Source organism: Aliidiomarina indica, from assembly GCF_015354615.1.
Taxonomy (GTDB): domain Bacteria; phylum Pseudomonadota; class Gammaproteobacteria; order Enterobacterales; family Alteromonadaceae; genus Aliidiomarina; species Aliidiomarina indica.
This window is the reverse complement of record NZ_JACAVQ010000010.1, coordinates 28394-55074: the sequence shown is the minus strand read 5'-3', so window position 1 is coordinate 55074 and position 26681 is coordinate 28394. Positions and strand designations below refer to the sequence as shown.

Sequence of the window (26681 nt, the reverse complement as noted above, 5' to 3'; positions counted from 1 at the left end):
TTACGCTCCCGAGCGAGGAAGTCAAGACCTTGAATTCAAATTTTTTGATTCTTCGGCGTTTCTTTCTCACCGTCACCATCTCGTGGCAACGGCGGCGAATTATATAGATCTTCGAACACTGATCAAGGCCTTTTTTGTAAAACCTGCGCGACCGCTTATTTTCTAATCAGAACGTTCAGAAACTAAACCACCGCCCATAAAAAAAGCCCGGTTTTCATAAAAACCAGACTTTTTTAAGTAAATCGAGACGTTCGATATTATTGCTGCTTAGCTCGCTTTATTTTTTCTCTGAATCAGATTTCTCAGACTTGGCATCTGTTTGTTCTTTCTTATCCGCCTCTTTGCAATCTTCACTCGGATCGCCCAGCACGTGCTCAAGTTTGAGCTTGCTTACATTCTTTATAGTAAGCACCGGACCCGATATGGCATAGGCAGTGAATAAAACAAACAATACCACTGCGGGTGCAGTTGCCACGATGACAAACCCCAACACCACGCTCAGCAGCACGATGAAATTCACATTATCGCGCCAATCTACATCTTTAAATGAGTGATATCTAAAGTTAGACACCATCAACAAACCACAGGCGATAGTGAAGAACACGACGATCAAACTTACATTTGTTGGATCAATCTCGTATTTCGCACCAACCCAAACCAAGCCAGCGACGATAGCTGCTGCACTCGGGATAGCTAAGCCTTGGAAGTAACGTTTATCTGCAGTGGCAATCGCGGTGTTGAATCGAGCCAAGCGCAACGCGCCCCCAGCTACAAATATAAATGCAGCCAACCAACCTAACTTACCAACGTCATGTAGCGCCCAATTATAGGCAACCAATGCAGGCGCAATACCGAAGGAAACGATGTCAGCCATCGAATCGTACTCGGCTCCAAAATCGCTTTGGGTATTTGTTAAACGCGCAACGCGACCATCAAGTCCGTCAAATACCATGGCCACAAAGATGGCAATGGCTGCAAGTTGGAAGTCGCCATTCATGGAGGCAACGATGGCATAAAAGCCTGAAAACAAACCTGCGGTTGTGAGCAAGTTTGGTAACAGATAAATGCCCCGTCGTTTATTTTGATCCGGCATATATTTCCTTTAAAACAGAAGTGACTATATGACTACTTTAAATGTAAGCATATCACACAGGCCTACATGTCTGACAAGAAAATCAAAAAGGGGCCCTCTCACAAGCCCCTTTTAAACGTTGCCAATTCAAGCTATTGGCTTAACTCAAGACCATGTTCACCCGCGTCTACCAGAATCGGTTTCCCCGGTAATAGTTGCCCGCTCAAAAGTTTTTGTGCGAGGGGATTTTCTAACTCAGTTTGAATAGCTCGCTTCAATGGGCGCGCCCCATACACGGGATCAAATCCGATTTTAGCAAGCTGCTCAAATGCATCGTCCGATACCTGAAGCTCAAAGCCCCGCTCTTCCAAGCGTTTAAACAAGCGCAGCATTTGAATCCGCGCAATACGTTTAATATGGTCATTATGTAGCGGATGGAACACCACCGTTTCATCGACCCGATTAAGAAACTCAGGGCGAAATGACGACGCCAGCACATCTTGTAGCATGACCTTCATTTCATCGTAATCGACCTCTCCCGCATGCTCTTGGATCAAGTGAGAGCCTAAGTTTGAGGTCATAATGATCACCGTATTACGAAAGTCGACGGTGCGTCCCTGACCATCGGTTAAACGACCGTCATCGAGAACTTGCAATAAGATGTTAAACACATCTGGATGCGCTTTCTCCACCTCATCGAGCAAGATCACCGAATAAGGACGACGGCGAACAGCCTCTGTTAGGTAGCCACCTTCCTCATAGCCAACGTAGCCCGGAGGTGCCCCAACAAGCCGAGCCACTGAATGCTTCTCCATAAATTCGGACATATCAATCCGAACCATGGCGTCGTCGGTATCAAACATAAAGTGGGCAAGCGCCTTACATAGCTCGGTTTTACCCACCCCTGTCGGGCCTAAAAACAAGAATGAACCAATGGGCCGATCAGGGTCGCTTAATCCAGCCCGCGAACGTCGAATGGCATTGGCGACCGCCACAACCGCTTCATGCTGTCCAACCACCCGTTCATGCAGGTCGTCTTCCATGCGCAATAGCTTCTCACGCTCTCCTTCGAGCATTCGAGCCACCGGAATTCCAGTCCATCGCGACAGAACTTCGGCAATTTCCTCGTCAGTAACGCGATTACGCAACAGGGTCATGTCCTGCATTTCAGCTTTAAGCGCCGCGTCCAATTGTCGTTCTAACTCAGGGATGCGTCCGTACTGTAATTCCGCCATGCGATTTAAGTCACGAGCGCGATTGGCAATTTCTAGTTCATTGCGCGCTTGATCCAATTGTTCTTTCACATGCTGGTGCCCTTGCACTGCTAATTTTTCACTACTCCATACTTCTTCAAGCGCCTTATATTTGCCTTCTAACTCGTCTAGTTCGGTATCGAGAACTTCAAGACGCTTCTTACTTGCATCGTCTTTTTCTTTTGCCAACGTTTGTCGCTCTAGCTTGAGCTGAATAATTCGTCGTTCAAGACGATCCAACTCTTCAGGCTTGGAGTCCATTTGCATGCGAATTGAAGACGCGGCTTCATCAATCAGATCGATTGCTTTGTCCGGTAATTGACGATCACTGATATAACGATGAGATAACGAAGCTGCCGCAACAATCGCCGGATCCGTAATTTCCACAGAGTGATGCAATTCATACTTTTCTTTGAGCCCACGCAGGATTGCAATAGTGTCTTCAACAGATGGTTCTTGTACCAACACCTTTTGAAAACGGCGCTCAAGTGCCGCGTCTTTTTCAATATACTGACGATACTCATCTAAGGTGGTGGCACCAACGCAATGTAGCTCGCCTCGTGCCAATGCAGGCTTGAGCATATTGCCCGCGTCCATAGCGCCTTCAGCTTTACCTGCCCCCACCATGGTATGCAGCTCATCAATGAATAAAATAACCTGCCCTTCTTCTTGCTGGAGTTCGTTGAGTACCGCTTTTAAACGCTCTTCAAACTCGCCTCGATACTTGGCGCCAGCTAGTAAAGCTCCCAGATCAAGCGATAGTACCCGCTTGTTTTTTAATCCTTCCGGAACCTCGCCATTGATAATGCGCTGCGCCAACCCCTCGACAATGGCGGTTTTACCCACGCCTGGCTCACCAATGAGAACTGGATTATTTTTGGTACGACGCTGGAGTACTTGAATGGCACGACGAATCTCTTCGTCACGCCCAATCACCGGGTCCAATTTTCCCTGTTCGGCGCGCTCAGTGAGATCGATGGTGTATTTCTTGAGTGCTTGACGCTGTTCTTCAGCGTTTGGGTCGTCCACTTTTTGCCCTTTGCGCACATCTTGAATGGCTTTTTCGACATTGCTGGCTTGCACGTTTTGCTCTTTTAACAACGCACCCAGTTTGCCTTTGTCCTCAAGGGCCGCTAGTACGAACAGCTCGCTAGAGATGTACTCGTCTTTGCGTTTTTGCGCATATTTGTCAGTAAGGTTTAAAAGCTGAGCGGTATCTCGCGATATCTGAATGTCGCCACCCGTTCCTGATACTTGGGGCAGCGCATCTAAAAGCTTACTGAGTTGAATACGGAAAGTGGCAATGTTGACGCCTACCGTTTGCAAGAGCGAACGCACGGTGCCGCCCTCTTGGTTTAATAAGGCCAACATAATATGAGCAGGCTCAATGTAAGCATGATCCCGCCCCAAGGCCAACGACTGCGCTTCAGCGATGGCTGCTTGAAATTTACTGGTAAAACGATCCATGCGCATGACAAACCTCACTATGCAAATACGACTTACATTAATGTGGGTCTTTTTTATACGGTTTCAAGTCACTGGAAAGTATTTTTTACAGGCTATTTAGCGCCACAGAAAGGACGCCATCCGCCCGGTGGTGCCGTCGCGACGGTAGGAGAAGTACTTTTCTGCTTCGGTATACGTGCAGGCCTTACTCGCGGAAATTTCTTTTAGACCGAGGCTTAACAGTTCAGTGTGCGCAATGTGGGCAAGATCAGCGAGGTACTTCCCGCCGGAAGGTTTAAACGCATTCGTGTGGTTTGGATTAAGTGCCGTCATAGCCTCCAATACATCGGCGCCTACTTCAAAGGCGTTTGGACCAATGCAGGGACCTAACCAAGCATGGATAGACGCTGGAGGGGCTTTAAATAGCGCAACCGCATTACTTAAAATCCCATGCGCCAACCCGCGCCAGCCGCAGTGAATTAACGCAAGCTCTTGACCGTCGTCAGATGCTAAAAACACCGGCAAGCAATCGGCGGTGAGCACTGTCAAAACCACGCCAGCTTGATCAGTATAAGCTCCGTCCGCCTCTGGGATATCGGATAAACCGTCGGCGCCAATCCGAACAACCCGATCGCTATGAATTTGCGCAAGCCAGTTTATCGGCGAAGGAATGTGAAGTTCCTGCTGAACGCGCTCTCGGTTGCGTTGTACCGAAGCCGGCAAATCGCCTACATGAGCACCTAAGTTTAAAGAAGCATAGGGAGCCACACTCACGCCGCCGTCACGCAGAGTGGTGTGCGCATGAACAAAACTCGGCACCTTCCATTGCGCAATTAGTGACTTCATGGCGCTCCCCCTTCTATAACCTCACAACACTAATGTGATATTCCATACTCGCGGGTATCTTCACGTAACGCTTTGAGTAACCCTTGCATATCTTCAGGCAAAGGTGCTTCCCATGTCATTTCTTCACCCGTACGCGGGTGTACTAACGACAGTCGAATCGCATGAAGCGCCTGACGTTGAAATCCACGTAGCGTCTCCATAAACCCTTGGCTTGCTTGTTTAGGAGGACGCGGACGACCACCGTACTGGGGATCACCCACTAACGGGTAGGTTAAATGCGCCATGTGCACTCGAATTTGATGGGTGCGGCCGCTAGCCAAACGCAAACGTAACCGAGTGTGAGCGCGAAAACGCTCAGCCACGCGATAATGCGTTAATGCCGGTTTTCCATTTGGGTTAACCGCCATTAAAGTACGTTTTGTTTGATGGCGACCAATCGGAGCATCAATACTGCCGCCCGCCGTCATCACGCCGGTTACAATGGCTTCATACTCACGTGTAATATCTCGCGCCTGCAATGCGGACACCAGAGCGGTATAGGCCGCCAGGGTTTTAGCGATAACCATTAATCCCGTTGTTTCTTTGTCTAAGCGGTGCACAATACCTGCCCGTGGCAGTTGTTCAAGCGTAGAACAATGATGAAGCAATGCGTTGAGCAAGGTGCCGTCGGGCGTTCCTGCCCCCGGATGAACAACGAGCCCAGCCGGCTTATTGATAACCAAGAGGTCATCGTCTTCGTAAACAATATTTAGGGCAATGGCCTGTGGCTCAGAAAATACCTCCGGCTCTAGTTCAGCCTCTAGGTGGAGCTCTTGACCGGCAAGAACTTTTTCCCGTGGTTTAGTCACTACAGAGCCGTCCACGCGAACGTTTCCGGCCTGAATCCAGTTTTTCAAACGCGAACGAGAAAAGTCTGGGAACAATTCCGCTAATGCTTGGTCCAATCGTGCTCCGAGCAATTGCTCAGGAACTACTGCTGTTTGCTTCACATAATCAGTCATAAAGAACTTGCGCTGTGCATCCTCTTATCAGTGCGCTACAATCCGAGCTTGGTGCCTAGTGTACTTCAGATGATGAGAAACATCACAGGGAATTCAACGTAAAATAAGAGATCACGTATCCAATGAAAGCAGTGTTACCAATTGTAGTCCTTGCCGTCCTCTTGCTAAATGGCTGCTCATCGCGCCCGCAAGAGCAAACTCGATCCGATGTTGAGCAGATGTATGAGATGGCCCAAGCGTACATTCGTGGCGGTCGATACGCCGATGCTTCTGGACTACTTCGTCAGATCAATAATCGCTTCCCATTCGGTCCTTATGCACAACAAGTGCAGTTGGATATCATTTTTACCGAATATAAAATCGGCCAGCAAGATCGCGCGCTTACCGCAATCGATCGGTTTTTATCACTGAATCCAAATCATCCCGACAATGATTATGTACGCTACATGCGTGGATTAGTGCATTTGCAGGCTGAGCAAAGCTTTTTCCAAGACGTGTTTCGTATTGACCGAAGCGACCGGAACCCGGTGTACGCCGAACGCGCATTCCGAGACTTCCGTGAAGTGGTATTACGTCATCCAGATAGCCCTTATGCCGCCGATGCGCGCCAGCGTATGATTGCGATTAAATCGCGATTAGCACAGCATGAGCTCCATGTAGCAGAATATTATCTGCGACGTGAAGCTTATATGGCCGCTGCGAATCGAGGCTTATACGTGGTTGATCAATTCCAAGATGTGGAAGAAGTGAAACGCGCTTTAGAAATTATGGTCACGGCATACAGCCGACTTGGATTAGAACAGCAGGCGAACGATGCGCGCGCTGTATTAGAAGCGAACTTCTAACGAAGTTGCTCTAAAGAAAGCAAATACAATCGAGGACGCTAAATAGCGTCCTCGTTTTCTTCACCGGTACGAATACGAATAATACGTTCAATGGCGGTCACAAAGATTTTGCCGTCACCTATTTTGCCCGTCTGTGCTGTTTCAATGATAGCTTCGATACAACGCTCAACGTCATCATCAGCAACCACGATTTCAAGTTTTACCTTGGGTAAAAAATCCACCATGTACTCGGCACCGCGGTATAATTCGGTATGGCCACGCTGACGTCCAAAGCCTTTAACCTCTGAAACCGTCATACCCGCAACACCCACTTCCGACAGTGCGGCACGCACGTCATCGAGCTTAAACGGTTTAATTATGGCTTCGATTTTTTTCATGTTCTTATCCTTGCGCTTAGGACTCTAATAAATGTCGCGTATATTGATTGGTAATAGGATAACGACGATCTTTATTAAAGTTACGTCGCGTTACCTTAGGCCCAACCGCCCCTTGTCTTCGTTTATATTCATTGCGGTCAATTAAGCGTATCACATCACGCACAACGGTTTCGTCATAACCTGCCGCCACTAAATCACTCACCGATAAATCACGCTCTGCGTAGCCGTCGATAATTTCATCGAGCACATCATAGGGTGGCAACGAATCCTGATCTTTTTGATCCGGAGCCAACTCAGCCGAGGGTGGACGGGTGATAACCCGTTCAGGAATAGCTGGGCCAAGCGTATTTCGATACTCAGACAAACGATAAACTAAGGATTTTGGCAAATCTTTGATGGGTGCAAAGCCCCCGCACATATCACCATAGAGCGTACAGTATCCCACCGCTAGCTCACTTTTATTGCCAGTGGTTAATACCAAGGAACCGTATTTATTAGAAAGCGCCATCAGCAAAGTGCCACGACAACGTGCCTGCAAATTTTCTTCGGTGGTATCTTTTTGTGTGTTCACAAACAAAGGCGCAAGCGTGTCTAGAAAGCTATCCACCATGGGCGCTATGGCAACCACATCAAACTGATTACCGAGCCACTCACTTTGTTGTTGGGCGTCTTCGATACTCATGTCGGCGGTGTAACGATACGGCATCATCACAGCGCGCACCCGCTCAGGACCTAGCGCATCCACTGCTAACGCTAAAGTAAGGGCTGAATCTATGCCCCCTGAGAGTCCTAACAATACCGATGGAAACCGATTCTTTTCCACATAATCGCGCACTGCGAGCACTAACGCCTGGTACAAACTCGCTTCATTATCAGGATTATCCGGCAGCTTTTGCATACGCACATGCTTGCCTTCAAACTCCGCTGTCATAACGGCTTCTTCACAATGAGGTAGATGTAAAGCAACATCCCCCTCCTCGTTCATCACCACTGAATTGCCATCGAAGATAACTTCATCTTGCCCACCCACGAGGTTTACATACACGAGAGGAACCTGATTTTCTTGGCAGCGGGCTCTTAATACTTGCAAGCGCTGGGGGTATTTATATTCTTCAAAGGGTGAGGCATTCACGGAAATTAGCACCTGAGCGCCGGCTTCTCGCGCTCGCTTCGCGGGCATTTCATTCCAAAGATCTTCGCAAATCAACATACCAATGCGATGTTCGCCAAGATTAAATACGGTTGATTCGGTGCCTGGAGTAAAATACCGTTTCTCGTCAAACACGCCATAATTCGGCAACACTTGCTTATGATAGGTGGCTATCTCGCGCCCTTGATGGAATACACCTAAAGTGTTCCAAACCTTATGTCCATCGGTTTGCGGATATCCCACCGCGACAGCCACCTGATCGGTCGCTTCCGCTATTTCATCCAAGGCACTCGCTACCGCCTGATATAAATCAGGACGATACAGCAAATCTTCAGGGGGGTAGCCAGTTAGGGCAAGTTCAGGAAAGATAAGAAGATCGGTCTCTGCATTTTCTCGAATCGTTTGCAGAATTTTGTCTTTGTTCTCGCCAATCGCCCCAACGGTGAAATTCAACTGAGCGAGACTGATCTTCAAGGTGCTGGACATAGATTTACCCGTCTTCATTGATTAAGCGCGCGATCATATAGCAAGGGCAAGATATCGGCAATCAACCAAGGTTTTCCGCGGCTAACAAAAATCGTTCGCCGGCACTATCGATGTAGTAGCCCTCGGATTCGCCTGCTTGTGCAGCTGTGGCAATATCCGCCCACTGATAATACACATTACGATGCACACGAGCCTTCAAACCATCACGCACAACAACTGCAGGTAAGCCTGCGTCGACAATTAAGGGATGCTTGCTACTTAATAAGTAAGTTTCATCCACATTCGTAGTGACCCGAATGACAGGTTCACCATCGTGGTCTATTTGCTCCCAAGCGACCACCATAAACGGCAGATCTTCCACTTGGATACCCACTTTCTCAACGGGAGTCACTAAGTAATAACGCCCATTCTCTTGCTTAATCACACTGGCAAATAACTTCACCATGGCCTTTCGGCCAATCGGCGAGTTTTGGTAATCCCAACGCCCTGAGGCGCGAATAACTAGGTCAAGATCACCACAAAACGGAGGATCCCATTGATCAACGGGAGCCCCTTTGTGATGTTCGAGTTGTTTTGCAAGTGCAGTTAAATCCATAGCTCCCCCGTGAACGGGTTAGTTCTGGCGCAATAAATACCATAATGTGGCTTCGGTTCGGTTGGAAACCTTGATGGCCTTAAATATTGCTGAGAGATGAACGCGAATAGTTCCTTCCGTGATGCCAAGAATGTTGGCAATCTCTTTATTTGAAAGGCCCTGCGCCAGAAGTTGCATAATTTCTCGCTGACGTGGTGACAGCTTGCGTTCCGCTTCCGATTGCTCACGATATTGCAAGGTTTCTGAAGGCAAATAAGGGCGATTCTGAAGTAATCCATGAATGGCCAGTTTTACATCTTCTGCCAGCGAATCTTTACGCAGATAACTACGCGCACCCTGACTCACCGCCCCTTGGATATCATTGGTCTGATTACGCCAAGTGAACAGCACGATATGAGCATCGGGCGATAGCTCTTGCAGGCGCGATACCACGTGGCGGTAATCCGCATCGGGTAAATCCAGCTCTGTGAAAATCAGATCAAACCGTTCACCTGATGCTAAATAGTCTTTAGCAAAGGCATAAGTAGAAGCTTCATAAATCGCAACGTCGCTCAAATAGGTCGTAATCACATGGATCAGCCCAGAGCGGGTGATAAAATGTGGATCGATGATAAGAATTTTCATATGTGATCTTGCACCAGAGTGTTGAGTCCCTTGAAATCCGTAACAAGGAGTTGCCAATACTTTAACAAATATATTAGTGAAGTGTTAGCCCATGCCAGCAATTACATCTAGGTTTGGATACGCAATTATGTAAAGATTTGGATCGAAGTGCGGTCAAGCACCACAAAATTCGCTTAAAATAGAATACATGTAAAGATGGGAAAAACTTTGTATAGTAGGTTCATAAAGATAACTAAAGTTTAACAATGCTTTGGGTTTGAATATTAAACCCCACAACTGGTCCGGAAACGACTTAATCGAGGCAAGTCATGCGCAGCATATTCGCTATTTTGGCATCCATGGTTCTTTTTGTAAGCTCAACAGCCGTTGGTGCGGCCGACGACTCAAAGAGTTCTGACAAAGAAAAGAACTATGGGCACTACCATGTATTTCATAATGCCAACGGCTACAGCTTCAACAACGGTATTGGCGAGCAAGCCGAACTCGTTCAGTTCAGTGTGTTGGTCACCAAAAAAGGAAAAATTGTTGCTATTGGCGACGATTCCTTGCTTGAGGAATATAAAGGCGCGCACAAGGTTAACGTGCGTGGACAAACTATGATACCGGGAATCATTGATGCCCACGGTCATATTTCAAGTTTGGGTGAAAACCTGCTGCAAATCGATTTGCGTGGCCTAACAAGTAGAACTGCTGCGGTGGCAAAAGTCGCCAACTATGCCCACGACCATCAAGATCAAGAGTGGCTAATCGGACGCGGCTGGAATCAAGAATTGTGGCCCGACCGTCGGTTCCCAAGCCGCACAGACCTCGACGAAGTGGTTTCTGACCGTCCGGTATGGTTAGTCCGCGTCGATGCGCATGCTGGCTGGGCAAACAGTAAAGCATTAGAGCTTGCGGGCATTACCCGCGATTCCGTTGATCCCCCCGGTGGCCAAATTATCCGTGATGCCGATGGCTATCCGACCGGCGTACTCATCGATACCGCCATGTATATGGTGCAAGATGTAATGCCTTCTTTATCTGATGCACAATTACGTCACGCTGTCTCGCTCGCCTTTGATCATCTGCTAGCGCTAGGGATTACCCAAGTACACGATGCTGGGGTGGAGCAGCGCGAGATCGAACTATTTAAAGAAATGAGTGAGAATAAAGAGCTCCCTTTGCGGGTAAATGCAATGATTTCAGGACGCGATCCCCATTTAGGGGCGTGGCTTGAAAGTGGCCCCTACCGCGACGAGTACGACCGTTTACAAGTGAATAGCGTTAAACTATACGGAGACGGTGCCTTAGGTAGCCGCGGCGCCGCGTTGATTGAGCCATATTCAGACGACGAAGGGAATACGGGCTTAGTGATCACCCCGGAAGATGATGTCAAACGTTTGTTTGGTATGATTCATCAGGCAGGTTTCCAAATTAATTACCACGCCATTGGTGATTACACGAATAAACTCGCCTTAGATACCTTTGAATCGCTGTATCAAGCCGAAGCAATGTTAGAAGATGCGTGGCACACCGACCCACGCCATCGGATTGAGCATGCGCAAGTAGTGCGTGTGGAAGATATCCCCCGCTTTTTTGAGTTGGGGGTCATTCCATCGATGCAGCCCACTCACGCAACCAGCGATATGAACATGGCAGAAGATCGTGTCGGGTCTGAGCGCATTGCAGGAGCCTATGCATGGCGCAAGTTCCTGGATCAAGGCTCACTCATTGCCGCAGGTTCCGATTTCCCAGTTGAACTTGCAAACCCCTTCTATGGAATTCACGCGGCCGTAACTCGCCAAGATCGTGATAATCAGCCTGTTGAAGGGTGGTACCCAGAGCAGCGCATGACAGTGGCCGAGGCGATTCGCAGTTTCACCATCGATGCCGCCTATGCAGGTCACCTTGAAAGTCGCACGGGAAGTTTGGAACCAGGTAAATGGGCTGATTTCCTCATTCTCAGCCATGACCCATTTAAAATTAAGCCTGAGCACCTTTGGCGGATCCGTGTCGAGCAAACTTACGTTGCAGGTAAACGACACTATCAACGCGCTCACTAGGCAAATCTTAGTATTTTCAGGTAAGCTGCAAAGCATCATTTGCAGCACCTGAATGCTGCTTAATTGAGCAAGGAAGATTCCAATGACAGATCAATTTCTGTTTGCTGATGAGCCTACGACCCCCGCGACTCAAGCAGAAACGAGAGAGCCATTTCATATTTTGGTTGTCGATGACGATGAAGAAATTCATGTCATTACCCGCATGGCGTTGTCCGATTTTAAACTCGATAAGCGTCCGTTGCAGTTTCACTCTGCGTATTCAGGCGAAGAAGCAAAGCGAAAATTACAAGAGCGTGATGATTATGCCCTCATGCTCCTCGATGTAGTCATGGAATCTGATCACGCAGGGCTCGATATCGCGCGATGGACCCGCGAGGTGTTACAAAATCATCTGGTGCGCATTGTGCTGCGTACTGGCCAGCCGGGACAAGCGCCCGAAGAAGAAGTGATCGCTAAATACGACATTGATGATTACAAAGAAAAAACCGAGTTAACTTATCGAAAACTCGTTACCTTGATGTACTCTAGCCTTCGTGCCTTTCGCGATCTTCAATCAATCGAGCGCTACAAGTCCGGTCTTGAACGCATTATTAAGGCATCGGCAGAAATATTCTCGGCGCAATCGGTAAATCAACTCAGCCAGGGCATTCTTGAGCAACTCGTTGCGCTGCTCACCCGCTCCGACGCTGCCGCCTACTGCAAGCTCAACCTCGAAGGCTACACAGCTTCCGGGCATGATGATGAGCCCTTTTCAATTATTGCGGCTACGGGCAAGTACAAAGAGCAAGTAGGCAGTAGGCTAAAACAAGAACACGACCAACAAATTATTCATACTTTGCGCCAACGCAAAGAACCCGTTGCTTATGAAATTCATAATGAAACTTATTACGGCTTATACCGTACTAGTGCTAAGCATTTTTACTTGCTGTACATCCAAGGCATCAGCGAGTTATCGGACAACGATAAAAATTTGCTCACACTCTTTATGAACAACACGGCCATTGCATTTGAACATGCAGAGTTAATTAGCCAGCAACGTTAGATAAGGGTTTTGTATGAGTATGAAGGATATTCGCCGCGACTATATCCGGCGCGAACTTAACTTTAATGATATGAATCCAGATCCATTCACGCAGTTTCAGCAATGGTTTGATGAAACCTTGCAAAGTGAATGGAGCTTAGATCCAACGGCCATGGTGCTTGCCACCTGCGCCGATAACCTGCCTACGCAGCGAGTCGTGTTACTCAAAGACGCAAGCCCAGACGGCTTTGTGTTTTATACCAATTATGAGAGCCAGAAAGGGCGCCAGCTCAGCGCAAACCCCCATTGCAGTATCCATTTTGCGTGGTTACCACTAGAGCGCCAAATCACCATAGTAGGTAAAGCTGAAAAACTCACGAATGCAGAAAATGAGAGCTACTTTCAATCCCGTCCGCGGGCGAGCCAGCTAGCGGCTTGGGCATCTCAGCAAAGCGAAATCATCCATGGCCGTGATGCCCTTGATGCCCGTGTCCGCGCTGTTGAAGAAAAATTCGCCGACGTTGATCCGGTCCCATTGCCCCCATTTTGGGGTGGCTTTCGCATTGTTCCAGAGCAATTTGAGTTTTGGCAGGGCCGTTCTGCCCGCCTGCACGACCGTTTTCGCTACTCTCGCAGTGATGAACAGTGGCAGGTCGAGCGCTTACAGCCTTAATTTGTTCAAATTTTAACCCGAGGTCTCACGCTTACACGCGAGGGAGAGTTACATTTAATTTATCGGCGAGGTGTTGCAAACGCGGCCACGTTAGCTCGTCGAGCTCCACACCCAAACGCTGCTGCTCTTCCGCCAGGGTCAGTGCGCGTTCGCCTGGAATGCGCACTGGTTCTGCCGGATGAATAGCCTCAGCACCACGACAGCGCTCCAGTAAATCATCGGTGACCGCCAGAAAATCTTGGCGGGTGCCAAAGGCTTCCGGATCACTTACTTGCACATACAAGGTGTTCATTTCGCCATCATGAGCACCATGCAAGCGACCATGATTGGAAAGCGCAAGGGTGAAAATCTCACTCATAAGACACAAACCATAGCCTTTGTAGCCTAAGTCGGAGCCTCCTAGTGGAAGGATCGCCCCGCCATGGTCAATATACGCCGCAGGATCATCCGTAATTTCACCCGATTTTGTCACAATCGCAGGCCACGGTAAGCGTTCTTTCCGATCATAGGCTTGCCGAACTTTGCCCGCAGCGGTCATGGAAAAACTCATATCTAACAATATCGGCGTGCTGCTAGTGGGAATGCCCATGCCATAAGGGTTGGGTGAGAACACCGGAGAGCGTGCGCCATGAGGAGCTACGCTCGCTTGTGCTGGTGTTGCCGCAATCATGGTAATTAATAGGCCTTGCTCGGTCGCTTGTTGAAGATAGGCCGCTAAGCTCGCCACATGCTCACAGCGTTTTACCACAACAGTGCCCGTCCCCGCCGACTTAGCCATCGCCATAGCACGCCGCACCGCCATAGGCGCAACATACAAACCCGATAACGATTCGGCATCCCAGGTTTCAATCGCAGCGCGTCTTCGAAGGATTTGTGGCTCCCCATGTCGACGCATTTTATTCGATTGCAGCTGCTTCACATTGTAAGGCAGTCGGCGCACACCATGGGTCCGGTATCCGAGCAGATCCCCCTGCACTAACGAGTTTGCCATCACCTGCGCGATCGCTTGGTGAGCGCCGGCACGGATTAAACACGTTTCTGTAAAGTGCAAAAGATCGTCTAATTGGATTCGAACCATGGCAAAAACCCTTAAATTTGCAGAAAAGCTGAGTGTAACTGGAAAATCGCACTTGGTCAGCGTTTGAATTGCCGTTAAGCTGTATAGTTATAACGAAATAGTTTGTGCGGTTCATGCTGCACAAGGATGTAAGGATAATGCAATGAAGAAAATCGCTGTGATCACCAGCGGCGGTGATGCACCTGGCATGAACGCATGTATTCGGGCGGTTGTTATCACTGCCTGGCAACATGATGTTGAAGTGATCGGGTTTCGCCACGGCTTTCGTGGCATTGTCGATGATTTAAATCAACCGTTGCATCCAGACGATATGCGCCTTGTGAGCCAGCGCGGCGGAACCTTTTTAAAAAGCTCGCGCTACCCTGAGTTTCGCGAAGTTGCCCGCGCGAAAGACGCGGCAAAAGTTTTAGACGCCCACGACATTAGTGCACTCCTTGTCATCGGCGGCGATGGTTCTTTTCAGGGCGCAGACCACTTAGCGAAATACTGGAAGGGTCAAGTAATCGGTATTCCTGGAACCATCGACAACGATTTGGCGGGTACCGATACCACCATCGGCTTTTCCACAGCCGTCGACACCGCCATGGAAGCGATTGACCGCGTCCGTGAAACCGCAGAAGCCATGGCTCGTGTATTTTTAATCGAAGTGATGGGCCGCCATGCGGGTTTCATCGGCTTGCACGCCGCCATCGCTAGCTCCGCCGAAGCCATGCTCCTTCCTGAACTTGAACCACAACCGAAACTTGCCGAAATGGCCGATGCCATATTACAGGCACGCAGCGCGTTTCCCGACAGTAGCTATGTGGTGGTGGTCTCGGAAAACTTGTGGCCCGGGGGTGTTTCCGGACTTGCCACAAACTTATCAAAAGCAACCGGCGTCACCTGTCACCCGTGCCCCTTAGGACACATTCAGCGGGGCGGTCGCCCCAATGCCCAAGATCGAATTTTAGCGATGCAATTGGGCCATGCTGCTGTGCATGCCGTAATAGATGGAAAGTCACAAATCATGATTGGTCTCGAGCAAGAACATGTGGTGGAAGTTCCACTGCATTTAACCTTTGAACGGGATAAACCACTTGACCCTCGTTTAGTTCAGCTACAATTAGGGCTTCAAGGCGTAAATTTCGCTTCAAAAAAGGGGAGTAAAACCGCATAATGTCGGCCCTTTTTTGACCATGCGTGAAATTCTCTGAGCAAACACAGAAGGTGATTGGAAATTGGCTAACACATTCCCTGTTCCGGTACCATTGGACGAACCGGTACGCGCTTATTTTGGCGCGGATTTGGCGACGGAAATCCAGTCGAACAAAACCTATATTATCGGTTTTGGATTCGATGGCACCGCCTGTTTCCGCAAAGGCACCCGTTATGGGCCGAACGGATTACGTTCGATCTCTGAGGATATTGAATCCTATTCTCCCTATTTAGACGCAGACTTAGACGATCATGAGTTCTATGATCTAGGTAATCTGCAGTTGGGTGAAAGTACCGATGTTGAAACTCAGTGGAAGTATGCTTCTGACGACTTTAACCAAATATTCGAGCCGATCGATCTCGAAAGCGAGCAGGTTAAAGTGCTTACACTAGGCGGAGAACACTCAATCTCCTACGCACCTATCGTCAAGTATCTTAAGCAATACCCTGATTTGGTGTTGCTGCATCTTGATGCGCACGCAGATTTGCGTGACGGTTTCACCGGTTACCACTATTCACACGCGTCGATTATTCGCCGCGCGCTCGATCATTTCGGGCCTGGTCATCAGCTAATTCAATATGGCATCCGCTCAGGAACACGCGAGGAATATCAATACATGCGTGAGCACGGTACCGTGCGCACATCGCGTAAAGATTTTCTCGATAGCGTCGCCAACATTCCAGGCGACCGCCCAATTTATCTTACGTTGGACCTCGATTACTTCGATCCATCGTTTCTTCCTGGCACCGGCACACCGGAGCCCGGCGGAGAAGATTTTCACTCGTTCGTGAGCTTGATCAAGTTATTACGAGAGCGCAATTTTGTAGGGTGTGACGTGGTTGAACTCTCACCACAGATCGATCCTACTGGAAATTCAGATGTGTTTGCGGCCAAAGTTGTCCGCGAATTGCTATTAACCTTGGAGGAAGGCCGTCGATGAGCCAGTGGTCAATTGAAGATGCAGAAAGTCTATATGGCGTAAAACGCTGGGGTGCTGGATATTTCTCCATTGGCGAGCACGGTAATATTCAAATTTCTCCAAATCATCGCAAACCTGATGTGTTTATCGACATGCAGGAAGTTCTCGATGAAATGAAGGCAGAGGGAATCGAGTTCCCTGCCGTTATCCGTTTTCACGATATTTTGCGCTCGCAAGTAGAAATTCTTAATGAAACCTTCCGCGAAACCATTAATAGCGCCGATTACGAAGGGCGCTATGTGGGCGTGTACCCCATTAAAGTAAATCAAATGCGGGAAGTGGTAGAGGAAATTTTAGACGCGGGTGAACCCTATAACTATGGTCTTGAAGCCGGCTCAAAGCCCGAGCTTATGGCGGTTATGGCGTACAACGAAAACCCCGAAGCACTAACGATTTTAAACGGCTACAAAGACGAAGATTACCTCACCCTCGCGCTGCTCGGCAGACACCTCGGGCGGCGCATGATCGTGGTAGTCGAGAAGTTCTCTGAACTCGAAATGCTGGTGCGCCTCGCCAAGAAATTCAAAATCGAGCCATTAATTGGTTTGCGCTCAAAAATGATGGTTCGTAGCACCGGAAAATGGTCGAGCTCTTCTGGCGATAGAGCCAAATTTGGCTTAAGCATTGCTGAGATCGTCAATGCCATCGAATATCTCAAAGAAAATGAAATGCTGCACTGTGCCAAGCTTTTGCATTTCCATATTGGCAGCCAATTATCCGATATCCGCAAAGTAAAAGAAGCGGTCACCGAGGGCGCGCGCTTGTACGCCAAACTCGTACAAATGGGCGTTCCACTCGAATATTTAGATATCGGCGGTGGTTTAGGCATTGATTACGATGGTAGCAGTACCACAACAGACTCCTCGCGCAATTACTCTACCGAGGAATACGTTGCCGACGTGGTTTATGGCGTAAAGCAAATCTGTGATTTAGAAAAAGTGGCCCATCCTAATTTGGTCAGCGAAAGTGGCCGCGCCATTACCGCGCACCACAGTCTTGTGGTGACCAATGTGGTAGGTGAAGTAAACCCTAGCGCCACTGATTTTAATATCGAGTTTGAGAAAGACGAACACGTATTAGTGAGTAACATGCGTGAGCTTATCGGCGCCAACGATTTGCACCCGCAAGAGCGTTTTAACGATGCCGCGGCATACAAACAAAGTGCCTATGAAGCCTTTAAGCTTGGTATTTTGACGATTCGCGAGATGGCAAAAATCGATACCATGTATTGGATGACGCTCAAGGATATTCATCAATCATTGGATGAAGAAACCCGTCATATCCAAGAGTTGGGTGAGCTCGAAGATACCTTGGCAAGCCAGTATTTGGCGAATATGTCGATATTCCAGTCGGCCGCAGATACCTGGGCAATTGGTCAGCTTTTACCCATCGTCCCACTCACGCGTCTTAATGAACAACCGTCAGTGCGCGTGTCGATTGCTGATATCACCTGTGATAGTGACGGTAAAATTGGCAAGTACATCGAAAGCAATCACATCAGCGATAACATTCCTATGCACCGTTTAAACAAGGGGGAATCCTACCCTATCGGTATGTTCCTCACCGGTGCCTACCAGGATGTTATGGGCGATATGCATAACTTATTCGGCCGCTTGGCTGAAGTTCACATTTTTAGTCATGACGATGAACCAGGCGCTTTCTACATTGAAGAAATTGTACCGGGACATAGTGCGGAGAAAGTACTGGAGACCATGCAGTACAACACCGATTACATGGCAAAGATGGTGAAGAAATCGGTGGATAAGCAAATTCGCAAAGGCAATTTAGCGCCACGAGAAGGTGTGCGTTGGACTGATTTTTACGAGCGTTGTTTGGCCGGTACCACCTATCTTCGTCACGATAAATAGACAACGCAAACGGCTAATGTAGAAAAATGTGCATTTCCTGAGCAATTAAACGTGAACCGACAAAAAGCGGTTGACTTCAATCCTGCAAACACGTTTAATTGCACCCGTTGTTGCTTAGCCACTACTGGTTTGGCTCAACCCGGATGCCCAGATAGCTCAGTCGGTAGAGCAGGGGATTGAAAATCCCCGTGTCGGTGGTTCGATTCCGCCTCTGGGCACCATTTATTTAAGTAAGAAATTAAGAAAGCCTGTTCTCGCGAACAGGCTTTTTTATTGCGCGTTTCTAAGTGATTTATCGAGATTTTCATCGCCCCCTCCTCCCCTTTTTGGGTTACCTCTAAAAATGTTAAGTCTCGGTTAAATTTTGCGTGTATTTTTACCAGTATATGATAATCTTGCGCCGCTTTTGCAGGGGGATGGGGATTCGATTGGCCGTCGATAATAAGATTTTGTCAATCAACTCGGATTCCTGCCGATAATACTCCCGCAAAACATACTCGCCTTGCTCGTGAATCGTGCGGCTCCCGCACCTCTCGGGCGTTACATACTCTATGCTCGAGTTACAGGTTTAACCATGACGTTTAGAATTGTACTACTCGCTGTTTTCGCCTTGTTGGTGAGCCCCCCTGCGTTTGCCGCAGCTCCAGAACTGGATCTCACTGGCACTGGGTTGGGTATATTTGCTCTCGTTATCTTTTCACTCGCTTATATCTTGGTTATGGGCGAAGAGAAGCTTCACATGCGCAAATCCAAACCGGTTCTGGTTGCCGCCGGGATTATTTGGATAATCATTGGCTGGGTATACACACAGCACGGCATGCAAGCCGCCGCCGAGAGTGCATTTCGAACGACCTTGCTCGAATTTGCCGAGCTTATGTTATTCCTGCTTGTGGCAATGACCTATATCAACGCCCTCGAAGAACGTCGGTTATTTGATGCGCTGCGCTCTTGGCTCATTCGCAAAGGCTTTAGTTATCGGTCGTTGTTTTGGATTACCGGTATCCTGTCGTTCTTTATCTCCCCCATTGCCGATAACCTCACTACCGCGTTATTGATGTGTGCGGTGGTCATGAAAGTCGCGGAAGGTGACAAGAAGTTTATCGCGCTAAGTTGTGTGAATATTGTGGTGGCCGCGAACGCCGGCGGCGCCTTTAGTCCCTTTGGCGATATTACCACCCTGATGGTTTGGCAAGCAGGACTCGTGCACATTAATGAATTTTTGGTGCTGTTCGTTCCAGCGGTGGTTAATTACGCCATCCCTGCCATCATCATGAGTTTCTTTGTTGAGAATAAGAAACCCGTGGCCTCTGATGAAGTGGTCGAACTCAAGCGCGGCGCTATTCGCATCACCCTGTTATTTATGCTTACGATTGCGACCGCGGTAGCATGCCATACGCTGCTTCATTTGCCGCCGGTATTGGGCATGATGATGGGTCTTGGCTACTTGCAATTCTTTGGCTACTTCCTGCGGATGACGTTACCTGGTTCACTTGCCCGCAAACGGGCTATGGCCGAGCGTGCCGGCGATCAAGAGCGCTTAAAGCGCCTTGGTGGTGTGGTGCCATTCGACGTATTTAGCCGGGTTGCACGTGCCGAGTGGGATACCCTGTTATTCTTCTACGGCGTCGTCATGTGTGTCGGCGGTTTAGGATTCTTAGGCTACTTAGGCTTAATGTCCGATTTCCTCTACACTCAATGGAACCCCACCTATGCCAATATCGTGTTAGGTATGGCATCTGCGGTGATTGATAACATTCCTGTGATGTTTGCTGTACTGACCATGGAACCGGAAATGTCCCATGGCCACTGGCTATTGATAACGCTCACCGCAGGTACCGGAGGTAGCTTACTCTCGGTAGGCTCTGCCGCAGGCGTTGCACTCATGGGGCAGGCGCGCGGCTATTACACCTTTATGAGCCACTTAAAATGGGCGCCTGTTATATTCTTGGGATATATCGCCAGTATCTTCACCCATCTCTACCTGAACACCCATTCGTTTACTGTATACGGCTAATTTGCCGGTTAATACGCTCGGGTTGGACACTGTTGCTGCGACATAATATGTCGCAGCAACACAGCGTCCAAACGCACAAGTCCTTTATATTTCAGTTTATTATCCATTATTCGTTGTGATTCACCATATTTATGGCCTTTATTCATAATCTCTGTGAATGATGATGATTTACGCCATACATTGGATGAATAAAAAATAGCGTCGCATACTGATTTCGTGGTTAACAATCTTGTAACAACACGGATCAATTTATGACCAGTGCAACGCAACTTCATAACTTTCAATTCACGCAGCCTCTTACGACGCAGCAAGAAGCGATACTTACCCCAGACGCCTTAGATTTTCTGAGTGCCTTAGTCGAGGAGTTTAGTGAGCCGCGCGAGCAACTTCTGGCGGCGCGACTAAAGCAACAAGAGCGCTACGATGCCGGTGAGCTGCCTAATTTCTCTGAACAGACGGAGTCCGTGCGTCTCTCCGAGTGGTCGGTTGCTCCAATTCCAAAGGATTTACAGAAACGCCACTTAGAAATTACCGGCCCCGTTGATCGGAAAATGATCATTAATGCATTGAATGCCGATGTTGACGTCTTTATGGCCGACTTTGAAGATGCGCAATCCCCTACTTGGGATGGCATTATTCAGGGGCAAATCAATTTACGCGATGCGAACCTAGGCACCATCAGCCACAGCGATCCCGTTTCCGGTAAGCATTACGCACTAAAACCAAACCCGGCGATGCTGATTGCCCGCGTGCGTGGTTTGCACCTTCCGGAAAAACACGTTTTGTTCAAGGGCCGTGCTATTTCCGGCGCCTTGTTTGATTTTGCGCTCTATTTTTTCCATAACCTGAACGTCCGTCAGAACAACAACAGCGGTGTTTATTACTATATCCCCAAATTGCAGCACCACACTGAAGCGGCTTGGTGGAGCAACGTGTTCCACTTTACCGAGCAGTATTTTGGCGTAAAAACCGGCACCATTCGTTGCACTGTACTCATTGAAACCTTGCCTGCAGTGTTTCAAATGCATGAGATTTTGCATGCCCTGAAAGAACACATTGTCGGTCTGAATTGCGGTCGTTGGGACTATATCTTTAGCTACATTAAAACCCTTAAGCGTCATCCTGATCGGGTGCTGCCCGATCGTCAAGTGGTCACCATGGAGCAGCCATTCCTCAGTGCCTATTCCCGTCTATTAATTCAAACCTGTCATCAACGGGGGGCTTTGGCCATGGGCGGAATGGCGGCACTTATTCCCGCTAAAGATCCGCAAGAAAACAGCAAAATTCTGGAAAAAGTGCGGGCAGATAAGGAACTTGAATTTCGCAATGGTCATGATGGTACCTGGATTGCCCACCCTGGCCTCGCGTCAACGGTGCGGGATGTAGTGGCCAAATATATTGGCGATTATCCCAATCAACTCCATGTACTACGTGCAGACGATGCCCCCATTACCCAAGCCGACTTGCTTGAACCGTCACAAGGCGAGCGCACGGAAGCAGGTATGCGCACCAATATACGCGTGGCCTTGCAATATATCGCCGCTTGGCTTGATGGCAAAGGTTGTGTGCCGATTTATGGATTAATGGAGGACGCAGCTACTGCAGAAATCTCCCGCACCTCAATTTGGCAGTGGATTCAGCACGAAAAAACACTCAGTGATGGCCGCGTCGTAACCAAAGATCTATTCCGTCAGCTGCTCCGGGAAGAAAGCGACGTGGTGGCCGAGCACGTGGGCCCTGAACGCTGGCAACAGGAGCCTTTTGCACAAGCAATCGAACTGCTGGAAACCATTACCACCGCCGACGAACTCACTGAATTCTTAACCCTTCCTGGGTATGAACTTCTTTAGATCTCACCCTTATCAACAAGGAATATCATTATGGCTAGCTCAATACATATTCAACAAGCGGCGCAAGACCTGAAAGATACCTGGGAGACATCCCCGCGTTGGCAAGGAATTGAACGAACCTACAGCGCGGAAGATGTGGTGCGTCTAAGAGGCTCTCGCCAAGTTCAATACACCCATGCCCAACAAGGTGCCGGCAAGCTTTGGCGGTTACTTAACGGAGCGGCCCAGGAAAAATTCGGCAAGGACTATGTTAATGCACTCGGGGCCCTTACCGGCGGTCAGGCGGTGCAGCAAGTGAAAGCGGGCTTACAAGCCATCTACTTATCGGGTTGGCAAGTGGCGGCCGATAACAACTCAGCGGCCAGCATGTATCCAGATCAGTCGTTGTATCCGGTGGACTCGGTGCCCAAGGTGATCGAGCGCATCAATAATTCGTTCGCGCGCGCCGACCAAATTCAATGGTCGAAAGGAATTCATCCCGACGATCCAAAATATATTGATTACTTTGCACCTATCGTCGCCGATGCCGAAGCGGGTTTTGGTGGAGTGCTCAATGCCTACGAACTGATGCTGGGTATGATTAAAGCAGGCGCCGCCGGGGTTCACTTCGAAGATCAGTTAGCATCGGTGAAAAAATGCGGCCATATGGGCGGGAAAGTGCTGGTGCCTACACAAGAGGCCGTACAGAAACTCATTGCAGCGCGATTAGCTGCTGATGTCGCCGGTGTCGATACCCTTATTGTTGCACGCACCGATGCCAACGCGGCGGATTTGCTGACAAACGATGTCGACCCAAATGACATGCCATTTATTACGGGAGAGCGCACTGCGGAGGGCTTCTATCGGGTGAAACCGGGTATCGAGCAAGCGATATCACGCGGGTTAGCCTATGCGCCTTATGCTGATTTGGTGTGGTGTGAAACAGCCAAGCCGGATCTCGACGAAGCGCGGCAATTTGCCGAAGCCATTCACAAAAAGTATCCGGGTAAAATGCTTGCCTACAACTGTTCACCGTCGTTTAACTGGAAGCGCAATCTAGACGACACCACCATTGCCAAGTTCCAACGTGAACTAGCGGCCATGGGTTATAAGTTCCAGTTTATTACCCTCGCTGGGGTGCATAACATGTGGTATCACATGTTTAATCTGGCGTACGACTATGCGCGCAATGACATGTCGGCCTATGTGAAGCTTCAGGAAGAAGAGTTCGCCTCGGCGGATCGCGGTTATACCTTCGTAGCGCATCAGCAAGAGGTCGGTACGGGCTACTTCGATGATGTCACTAATGTCATTCAAGGCGGCGCCTCGTCCGTGACTGCATTAAAAGGCTCCACGGAAGAAGAGCAGTTCAGCGAACCTGCTGCCTAGAGTAAGTCTTAAATTTCGTTTTTCAGCGCGACTTCCTCGCACTTTTGCCCGGTACTTTGTGTATCGGGCTTTTTTTCGTGGTGAAACCGAATCGATTGCGGGTACGGAAATACATCAGCAATGACGCCTTTCGCCACCGCCTGTTGCTGTTGCGTCCAATAATCGGCGTCGATCAATTCTGGGTGCAGCTCAGTGAACAACGCCCGCAGTTTAGCGTTGGGAAATACAAAGGTGGCCACTTGCTCGGGAAACACATCGTTGGGCGCCACTGAATGCGCGTTATCCGCCATTAAACTATCTTCATAGGTGTTCGGCTTGGGGAGACGCCTAAAATTCACTTCATGCAGGTACTGCACTTCATCATAGTCATAGAACACCACGCGCTTACCGCGGGTGACACCGAAGTTCTTCAGCAACATGTCACCGGGGAAAATATTGGCGGCAATCATTTCTTTTAAGGCCAAACCGTAGTCGTCTATAAGATGACGGGTCTCCGCTTCATCGGCGTATTCAAGATAAAGATTTAGCGGGATCATGCGTTTTTCAATATAGCAGTGACGCAGAATCACCAAACCATCTTCAACCTTCATGGAACCAGCAATGGAGGTCTGTAGCTCGTCGAACAATTCATCAGAAAAGCGTTCGCGTGGCAGCGCCACCTCGGAATACTCGATGGTATCTGCCATGCGACCCACGCGGTCATGGCGTTTTACCAATTGATAGCGGGCCAACACTGTATCGCGACCAAAAGGTTTGCTTTCCGGAAACTGATCACGAATCACTTTAAACACATAAGGGAACGACGGCAGCGTAAATACCATCATCACTAAACCGCGAATACCGGGGGCTACCGCTAATTTATCGTTAGATTTCTCTAAGTGTTGGAGCAGCTCGCGATAGAACTCGGTTTTTCCTTGTTTGTGAAAACCAATCGCCGAGTAGAGCTCCGCCAGCGTCTTTCGTGGCATTAACCCCTGCAAAAATCGAACGAGCGCAGACGGTGCGCGCGTTTTCACCATAAAGTAGGCACGGGCGAAGCTGAAGATAATCACCATCTGATCGACATCGGTAATTAACGCATCAAGAAATAACAAACGCTGACGGTTGATAAGTACAGGCACAATAAACGGATACTGGGCTTGCTCGGTGACAATGCGCCCTACAATATAAGCCGCTTTATTGCGGTAAAAAGGACTGCGCAACACGTCCACCCGCATTTGATGCGCCGACAATGCTCGCACTTGTGCTTGCTTGGCAAAGGCGCGCATTAATATGTGAAGATCATTCTCAAGGTCGGCAAAGGGCGCACCGAGATCCATATCGTGCAAGATGCTGCGTAACGTCGATTTGACGCCGTCGGCGACAGGAAAGTAACTTTGATATTCGGTTTCCACCGACAGTGGGATACGGCGCGCTAATGTCGATTCAACGAAAATAAATTGATTATGAAAATAGCGCCGGTGGAACAGCTTACAGAACACTGAATTAAAGAAAGTTTCAGCGAGCTCTGCTTGTGGGTGAAACTGCAGAAGTTCTTCGTAAAAAGCGCGGACATGCTGCCACAAAGCACTATCGGGAATGTCGGTTTGTAACTGCTCACGCAGGGTTTCCACACATTCATTAACGCGCTCATCATAAAAAGAGATGCGCGCCCGCGCAGCATATTGAATGGCTACCCAATCTCTCTCGATAAAGCGCTGTCGGGCTTCCTCGGTGATTTCCTGAAAACCACGATAATGGGCGTGAAAGCCTTGTAAAATAAGCCGTGCTATTTGTTTTCCATGGATCATGGTCACCGCCGTTATCGTCATTTTCGGGTGTCTAAGGTTCTTGATACTGCAATCGGGCGCAGATAAACAAGAGAAATCATTGCAGAACCTCACGCCCCCTTTATAATTCATGGTACTTATTCTTTAGCGCAGAGACAATTCACTCCATGAATCATTTTCGCCATGTCGATCTCAACCTGCTGATCTATCTTGACGCGCTGCTTCGAGAACGCAACGTGACTCGCGCTGCGGAACAGCTCAATATTACCCAGCCGGCCATGAGTAACGGCCTTAAGCGCCTGCGTAACTTGCTGAACGATCCCATCTTGGTACGCACATCTGAAGGCATGATGCCCACGGAACGCGCGCTGGCCATGCAATCGCAAGTGCGCGAAATTCTGTATTCGGTCGAAGAAGTGATTCAACCTTCTCGTACCTTTGAGGCCGCGAACAGTGACCGCGTGTTTCGTATCATGGTGTCAGATTACGCCGCGTCCACATTAATGGCACCGCTGTTAAAAGCATTACGCGAGCAAGCGCCCAACATCACCATCGATTTGATGACGCCGAGCGATGTAAGCTTTCATGATGTTGAGAATGGGAAGGTGGATATCGCCATTAACCGCTTCGACGATTTGCCCCAAAGTTTTCATCAGAAGAAGTTATGGGACGATGACTTTAGTTGCTTGATTCATCATGAACATCCGATTTTGCAGAACTATAACCTCGATAACTACTTGCAAGCCCGCCATTGTTGGGTAAGTAAAACAGGGTTTGGGGTAGGCATTGGTATGACACCCGATGCGGTACAAAAGCTCGGCTGGGTTGATGAAGCCTTGGCCAAACTAGGGCATCAGCGGCGCATAAAAGTGTTCACTCGAAACTATCACGTGGCGATGCACTTGGCGCGCGAAGGTTTAATTGCAACCTTGCCTACTCGGGCTGGGAAACTCTATGAATCTAGCCCAGATTTGGTGCTAAGAGAGCCCCCATTCCCGATTCCAAAAATCGATTTGCAAATGATCTGGAGCCCGTTGTTACAACACGACGATGGCCACAAATGGTTTCGCCAGTTAATTGCCGACGTCGCCGCCAATTAACGTCCAGTTTGCCCAATCACAACCATAAA

The 26681-nt window shown here is 48.9% G+C and carries 21 protein-coding genes and 1 tRNA gene; 12 read left to right on the top strand and 10 right to left on the bottom strand.

Annotation, left to right across the window (positions count from 1 at the left end):
- Positions 1-277: 277 nt before the first annotated feature.
- The 4 genes from pssA to rluD form a co-directional block, all read right to left on the bottom strand.
- Entirely contained in the window at positions 278-1093 is an 816-nt protein-coding gene (pssA, locus tag HXZ99_RS11760; RefSeq protein ID WP_194757485.1) for a CDP-diacylglycerol--serine O-phosphatidyltransferase, read from the bottom strand.
- 131 nt (positions 1094-1224) lie between these two features.
- Positions 1225-3798 (bottom strand): ATP-dependent chaperone ClpB, encoded by a 2574-nt coding sequence (gene clpB / locus HXZ99_RS11755; protein ID WP_194757484.1) that lies wholly within the window; start codon positions 3796-3798, stop codon positions 1225-1227.
- A 90-nt stretch (positions 3799-3888) separates the two neighbouring features.
- Positions 3889-4617, bottom strand: a complete 729-nt coding sequence (gene pgeF, locus HXZ99_RS11750; protein WP_194757483.1) for a peptidoglycan editing factor PgeF — start codon at positions 4615-4617, stop codon at positions 3889-3891.
- Positions 4618-4646: 29 nt separating this feature from the next.
- Entirely contained in the window at positions 4647-5618 is a 972-nt protein-coding gene (rluD, locus tag HXZ99_RS11745; protein WP_194757482.1) for a 23S rRNA pseudouridine(1911/1915/1917) synthase RluD, read from the bottom strand.
- 122 nt (positions 5619-5740) lie between these two features.
- Here rluD and HXZ99_RS11740 point away from each other — a divergent pair, with 122 nt between their 5' ends.
- Positions 5741-6463, top strand: coding sequence for an outer membrane protein assembly factor BamD (locus HXZ99_RS11740; RefSeq protein WP_194757481.1), 723 nt, complete (start codon positions 5741-5743; stop codon positions 6461-6463).
- Between the two features lie 38 nt (positions 6464-6501).
- On the opposite strand, the gene glnB is transcribed toward HXZ99_RS11740, so the two are convergent.
- The 4 genes from glnB to HXZ99_RS11720 all read right to left on the bottom strand — a co-directional run bounded on the left by glnB (position 6502) and on the right by HXZ99_RS11720 (position 9695).
- Positions 6502-6840 (bottom strand): nitrogen regulatory protein P-II, encoded by a 339-nt coding sequence (gene glnB, locus HXZ99_RS11735; RefSeq protein WP_194757480.1) that lies wholly within the window; start codon positions 6838-6840, stop codon positions 6502-6504.
- A gap of 16 nt (positions 6841-6856) precedes the next feature.
- Positions 6857-8476: an NAD+ synthase gene (locus tag HXZ99_RS11730; RefSeq protein ID WP_194757479.1), complete on the bottom strand. Its 1620-nt coding sequence runs from the start codon at positions 8474-8476 to the stop codon at positions 6857-6859.
- A 61-nt stretch (positions 8477-8537) separates the two neighbouring features.
- Positions 8538-9071, bottom strand: coding sequence for a DUF1285 domain-containing protein (locus tag HXZ99_RS11725; protein ID WP_194757478.1), 534 nt, complete (start codon positions 9069-9071; stop codon positions 8538-8540).
- 18 nt (positions 9072-9089) lie between these two features.
- A complete protein-coding gene (locus tag HXZ99_RS11720) occupies positions 9090-9695 on the bottom strand; it encodes a LuxR C-terminal-related transcriptional regulator (protein ID WP_194757477.1) in 606 nt (201 codons plus the stop codon).
- A gap of 308 nt (positions 9696-10003) precedes the next feature.
- Between HXZ99_RS11720 and HXZ99_RS11715 the strand changes: the two genes are divergently transcribed.
- The 3 genes from HXZ99_RS11715 (at position 10004) to pdxH (ending at position 13431) form a co-directional block, all read left to right on the top strand.
- Positions 10004-11737, top strand: a complete 1734-nt coding sequence (locus tag HXZ99_RS11715; protein WP_194757476.1) for an amidohydrolase — start codon at positions 10004-10006, stop codon at positions 11735-11737.
- Positions 11738-11819: 82 nt separating this feature from the next.
- Complete coding sequence (locus tag HXZ99_RS11710) at positions 11820-12779, top strand: DUF3369 domain-containing protein (RefSeq protein ID WP_194757475.1); 960 nt, start codon at positions 11820-11822, stop codon at positions 12777-12779.
- Between the two features lie 13 nt (positions 12780-12792).
- A complete protein-coding gene (gene pdxH, locus HXZ99_RS11705; RefSeq protein ID WP_194757474.1) occupies positions 12793-13431 on the top strand; it encodes a pyridoxamine 5'-phosphate oxidase in 639 nt (212 codons plus the stop codon).
- A gap of 31 nt (positions 13432-13462) precedes the next feature.
- Here the strand turns inward: pdxH and HXZ99_RS11700 are convergent, their stop codons facing one another.
- The gene (locus HXZ99_RS11700) at positions 13463-14509 is read right to left on the bottom strand and encodes an Ldh family oxidoreductase (protein WP_194757473.1); all 1047 of its coding nucleotides are present in this window, start codon (positions 14507-14509) and stop codon (positions 13463-13465) included.
- 142 nt (positions 14510-14651) lie between these two features.
- Here HXZ99_RS11700 and HXZ99_RS11695 point away from each other — a divergent pair, with 142 nt between their 5' ends.
- The 7 genes from HXZ99_RS11695 (at position 14652) to aceA (ending at position 23783) form a co-directional block, all read left to right on the top strand.
- Positions 14652-15665, top strand: coding sequence for a 6-phosphofructokinase (locus HXZ99_RS11695; RefSeq protein ID WP_194757472.1), 1014 nt, complete (start codon positions 14652-14654; stop codon positions 15663-15665).
- A 61-nt stretch (positions 15666-15726) separates the two neighbouring features.
- Positions 15727-16644: an agmatinase gene (gene speB / locus HXZ99_RS11690; RefSeq protein ID WP_194757471.1), complete on the top strand. Its 918-nt coding sequence runs from the start codon at positions 15727-15729 to the stop codon at positions 16642-16644.
- On the top strand, positions 16641-18551 hold the full coding sequence (speA, locus tag HXZ99_RS11685) for a biosynthetic arginine decarboxylase (RefSeq protein ID WP_194757470.1): 1911 nt from the start codon (positions 16641-16643) through the stop codon (positions 18549-18551). The genes speB and speA overlap by 4 nt, the downstream gene beginning before the upstream one ends.
- Positions 18552-18696: 145 nt before the next feature.
- Positions 18697-18772, top strand: a tRNA-Phe gene (locus HXZ99_RS11680).
- Positions 18773-19125: 353 nt separating this feature from the next.
- Positions 19126-20565 carry a sodium:proton antiporter NhaD gene (gene nhaD / locus HXZ99_RS11675; protein WP_194757469.1) on the top strand — a complete coding sequence of 480 codons (1440 nt, stop codon included), beginning with the start codon at positions 19126-19128 and terminating at the stop codon, positions 20563-20565.
- Between the two features lie 251 nt (positions 20566-20816).
- Entirely contained in the window at positions 20817-22415 is a 1599-nt protein-coding gene (aceB, locus tag HXZ99_RS11670) for a malate synthase A (RefSeq protein WP_194757468.1), read from the top strand.
- A gap of 30 nt (positions 22416-22445) precedes the next feature.
- Positions 22446-23783, top strand: coding sequence for an isocitrate lyase (gene aceA, locus HXZ99_RS11665; RefSeq protein ID WP_194757467.1), 1338 nt, complete (start codon positions 22446-22448; stop codon positions 23781-23783).
- Between the two features lie 8 nt (positions 23784-23791).
- Here the strand turns inward: aceA and aceK are convergent, their stop codons facing one another.
- Positions 23792-25573, bottom strand: a complete 1782-nt coding sequence (gene aceK, locus HXZ99_RS11660) for a bifunctional isocitrate dehydrogenase kinase/phosphatase (RefSeq protein WP_228517982.1) — start codon at positions 25571-25573, stop codon at positions 23792-23794.
- Positions 25574-25719: 146 nt separating this feature from the next.
- Here aceK and HXZ99_RS11655 point away from each other — a divergent pair, with 146 nt between their 5' ends.
- Positions 25720-26652 (top strand): LysR family transcriptional regulator, encoded by a 933-nt coding sequence (locus tag HXZ99_RS11655; RefSeq protein WP_194757466.1) that lies wholly within the window; start codon positions 25720-25722, stop codon positions 26650-26652.
- Positions 26653-26681 lie beyond the last annotated feature (29 nt).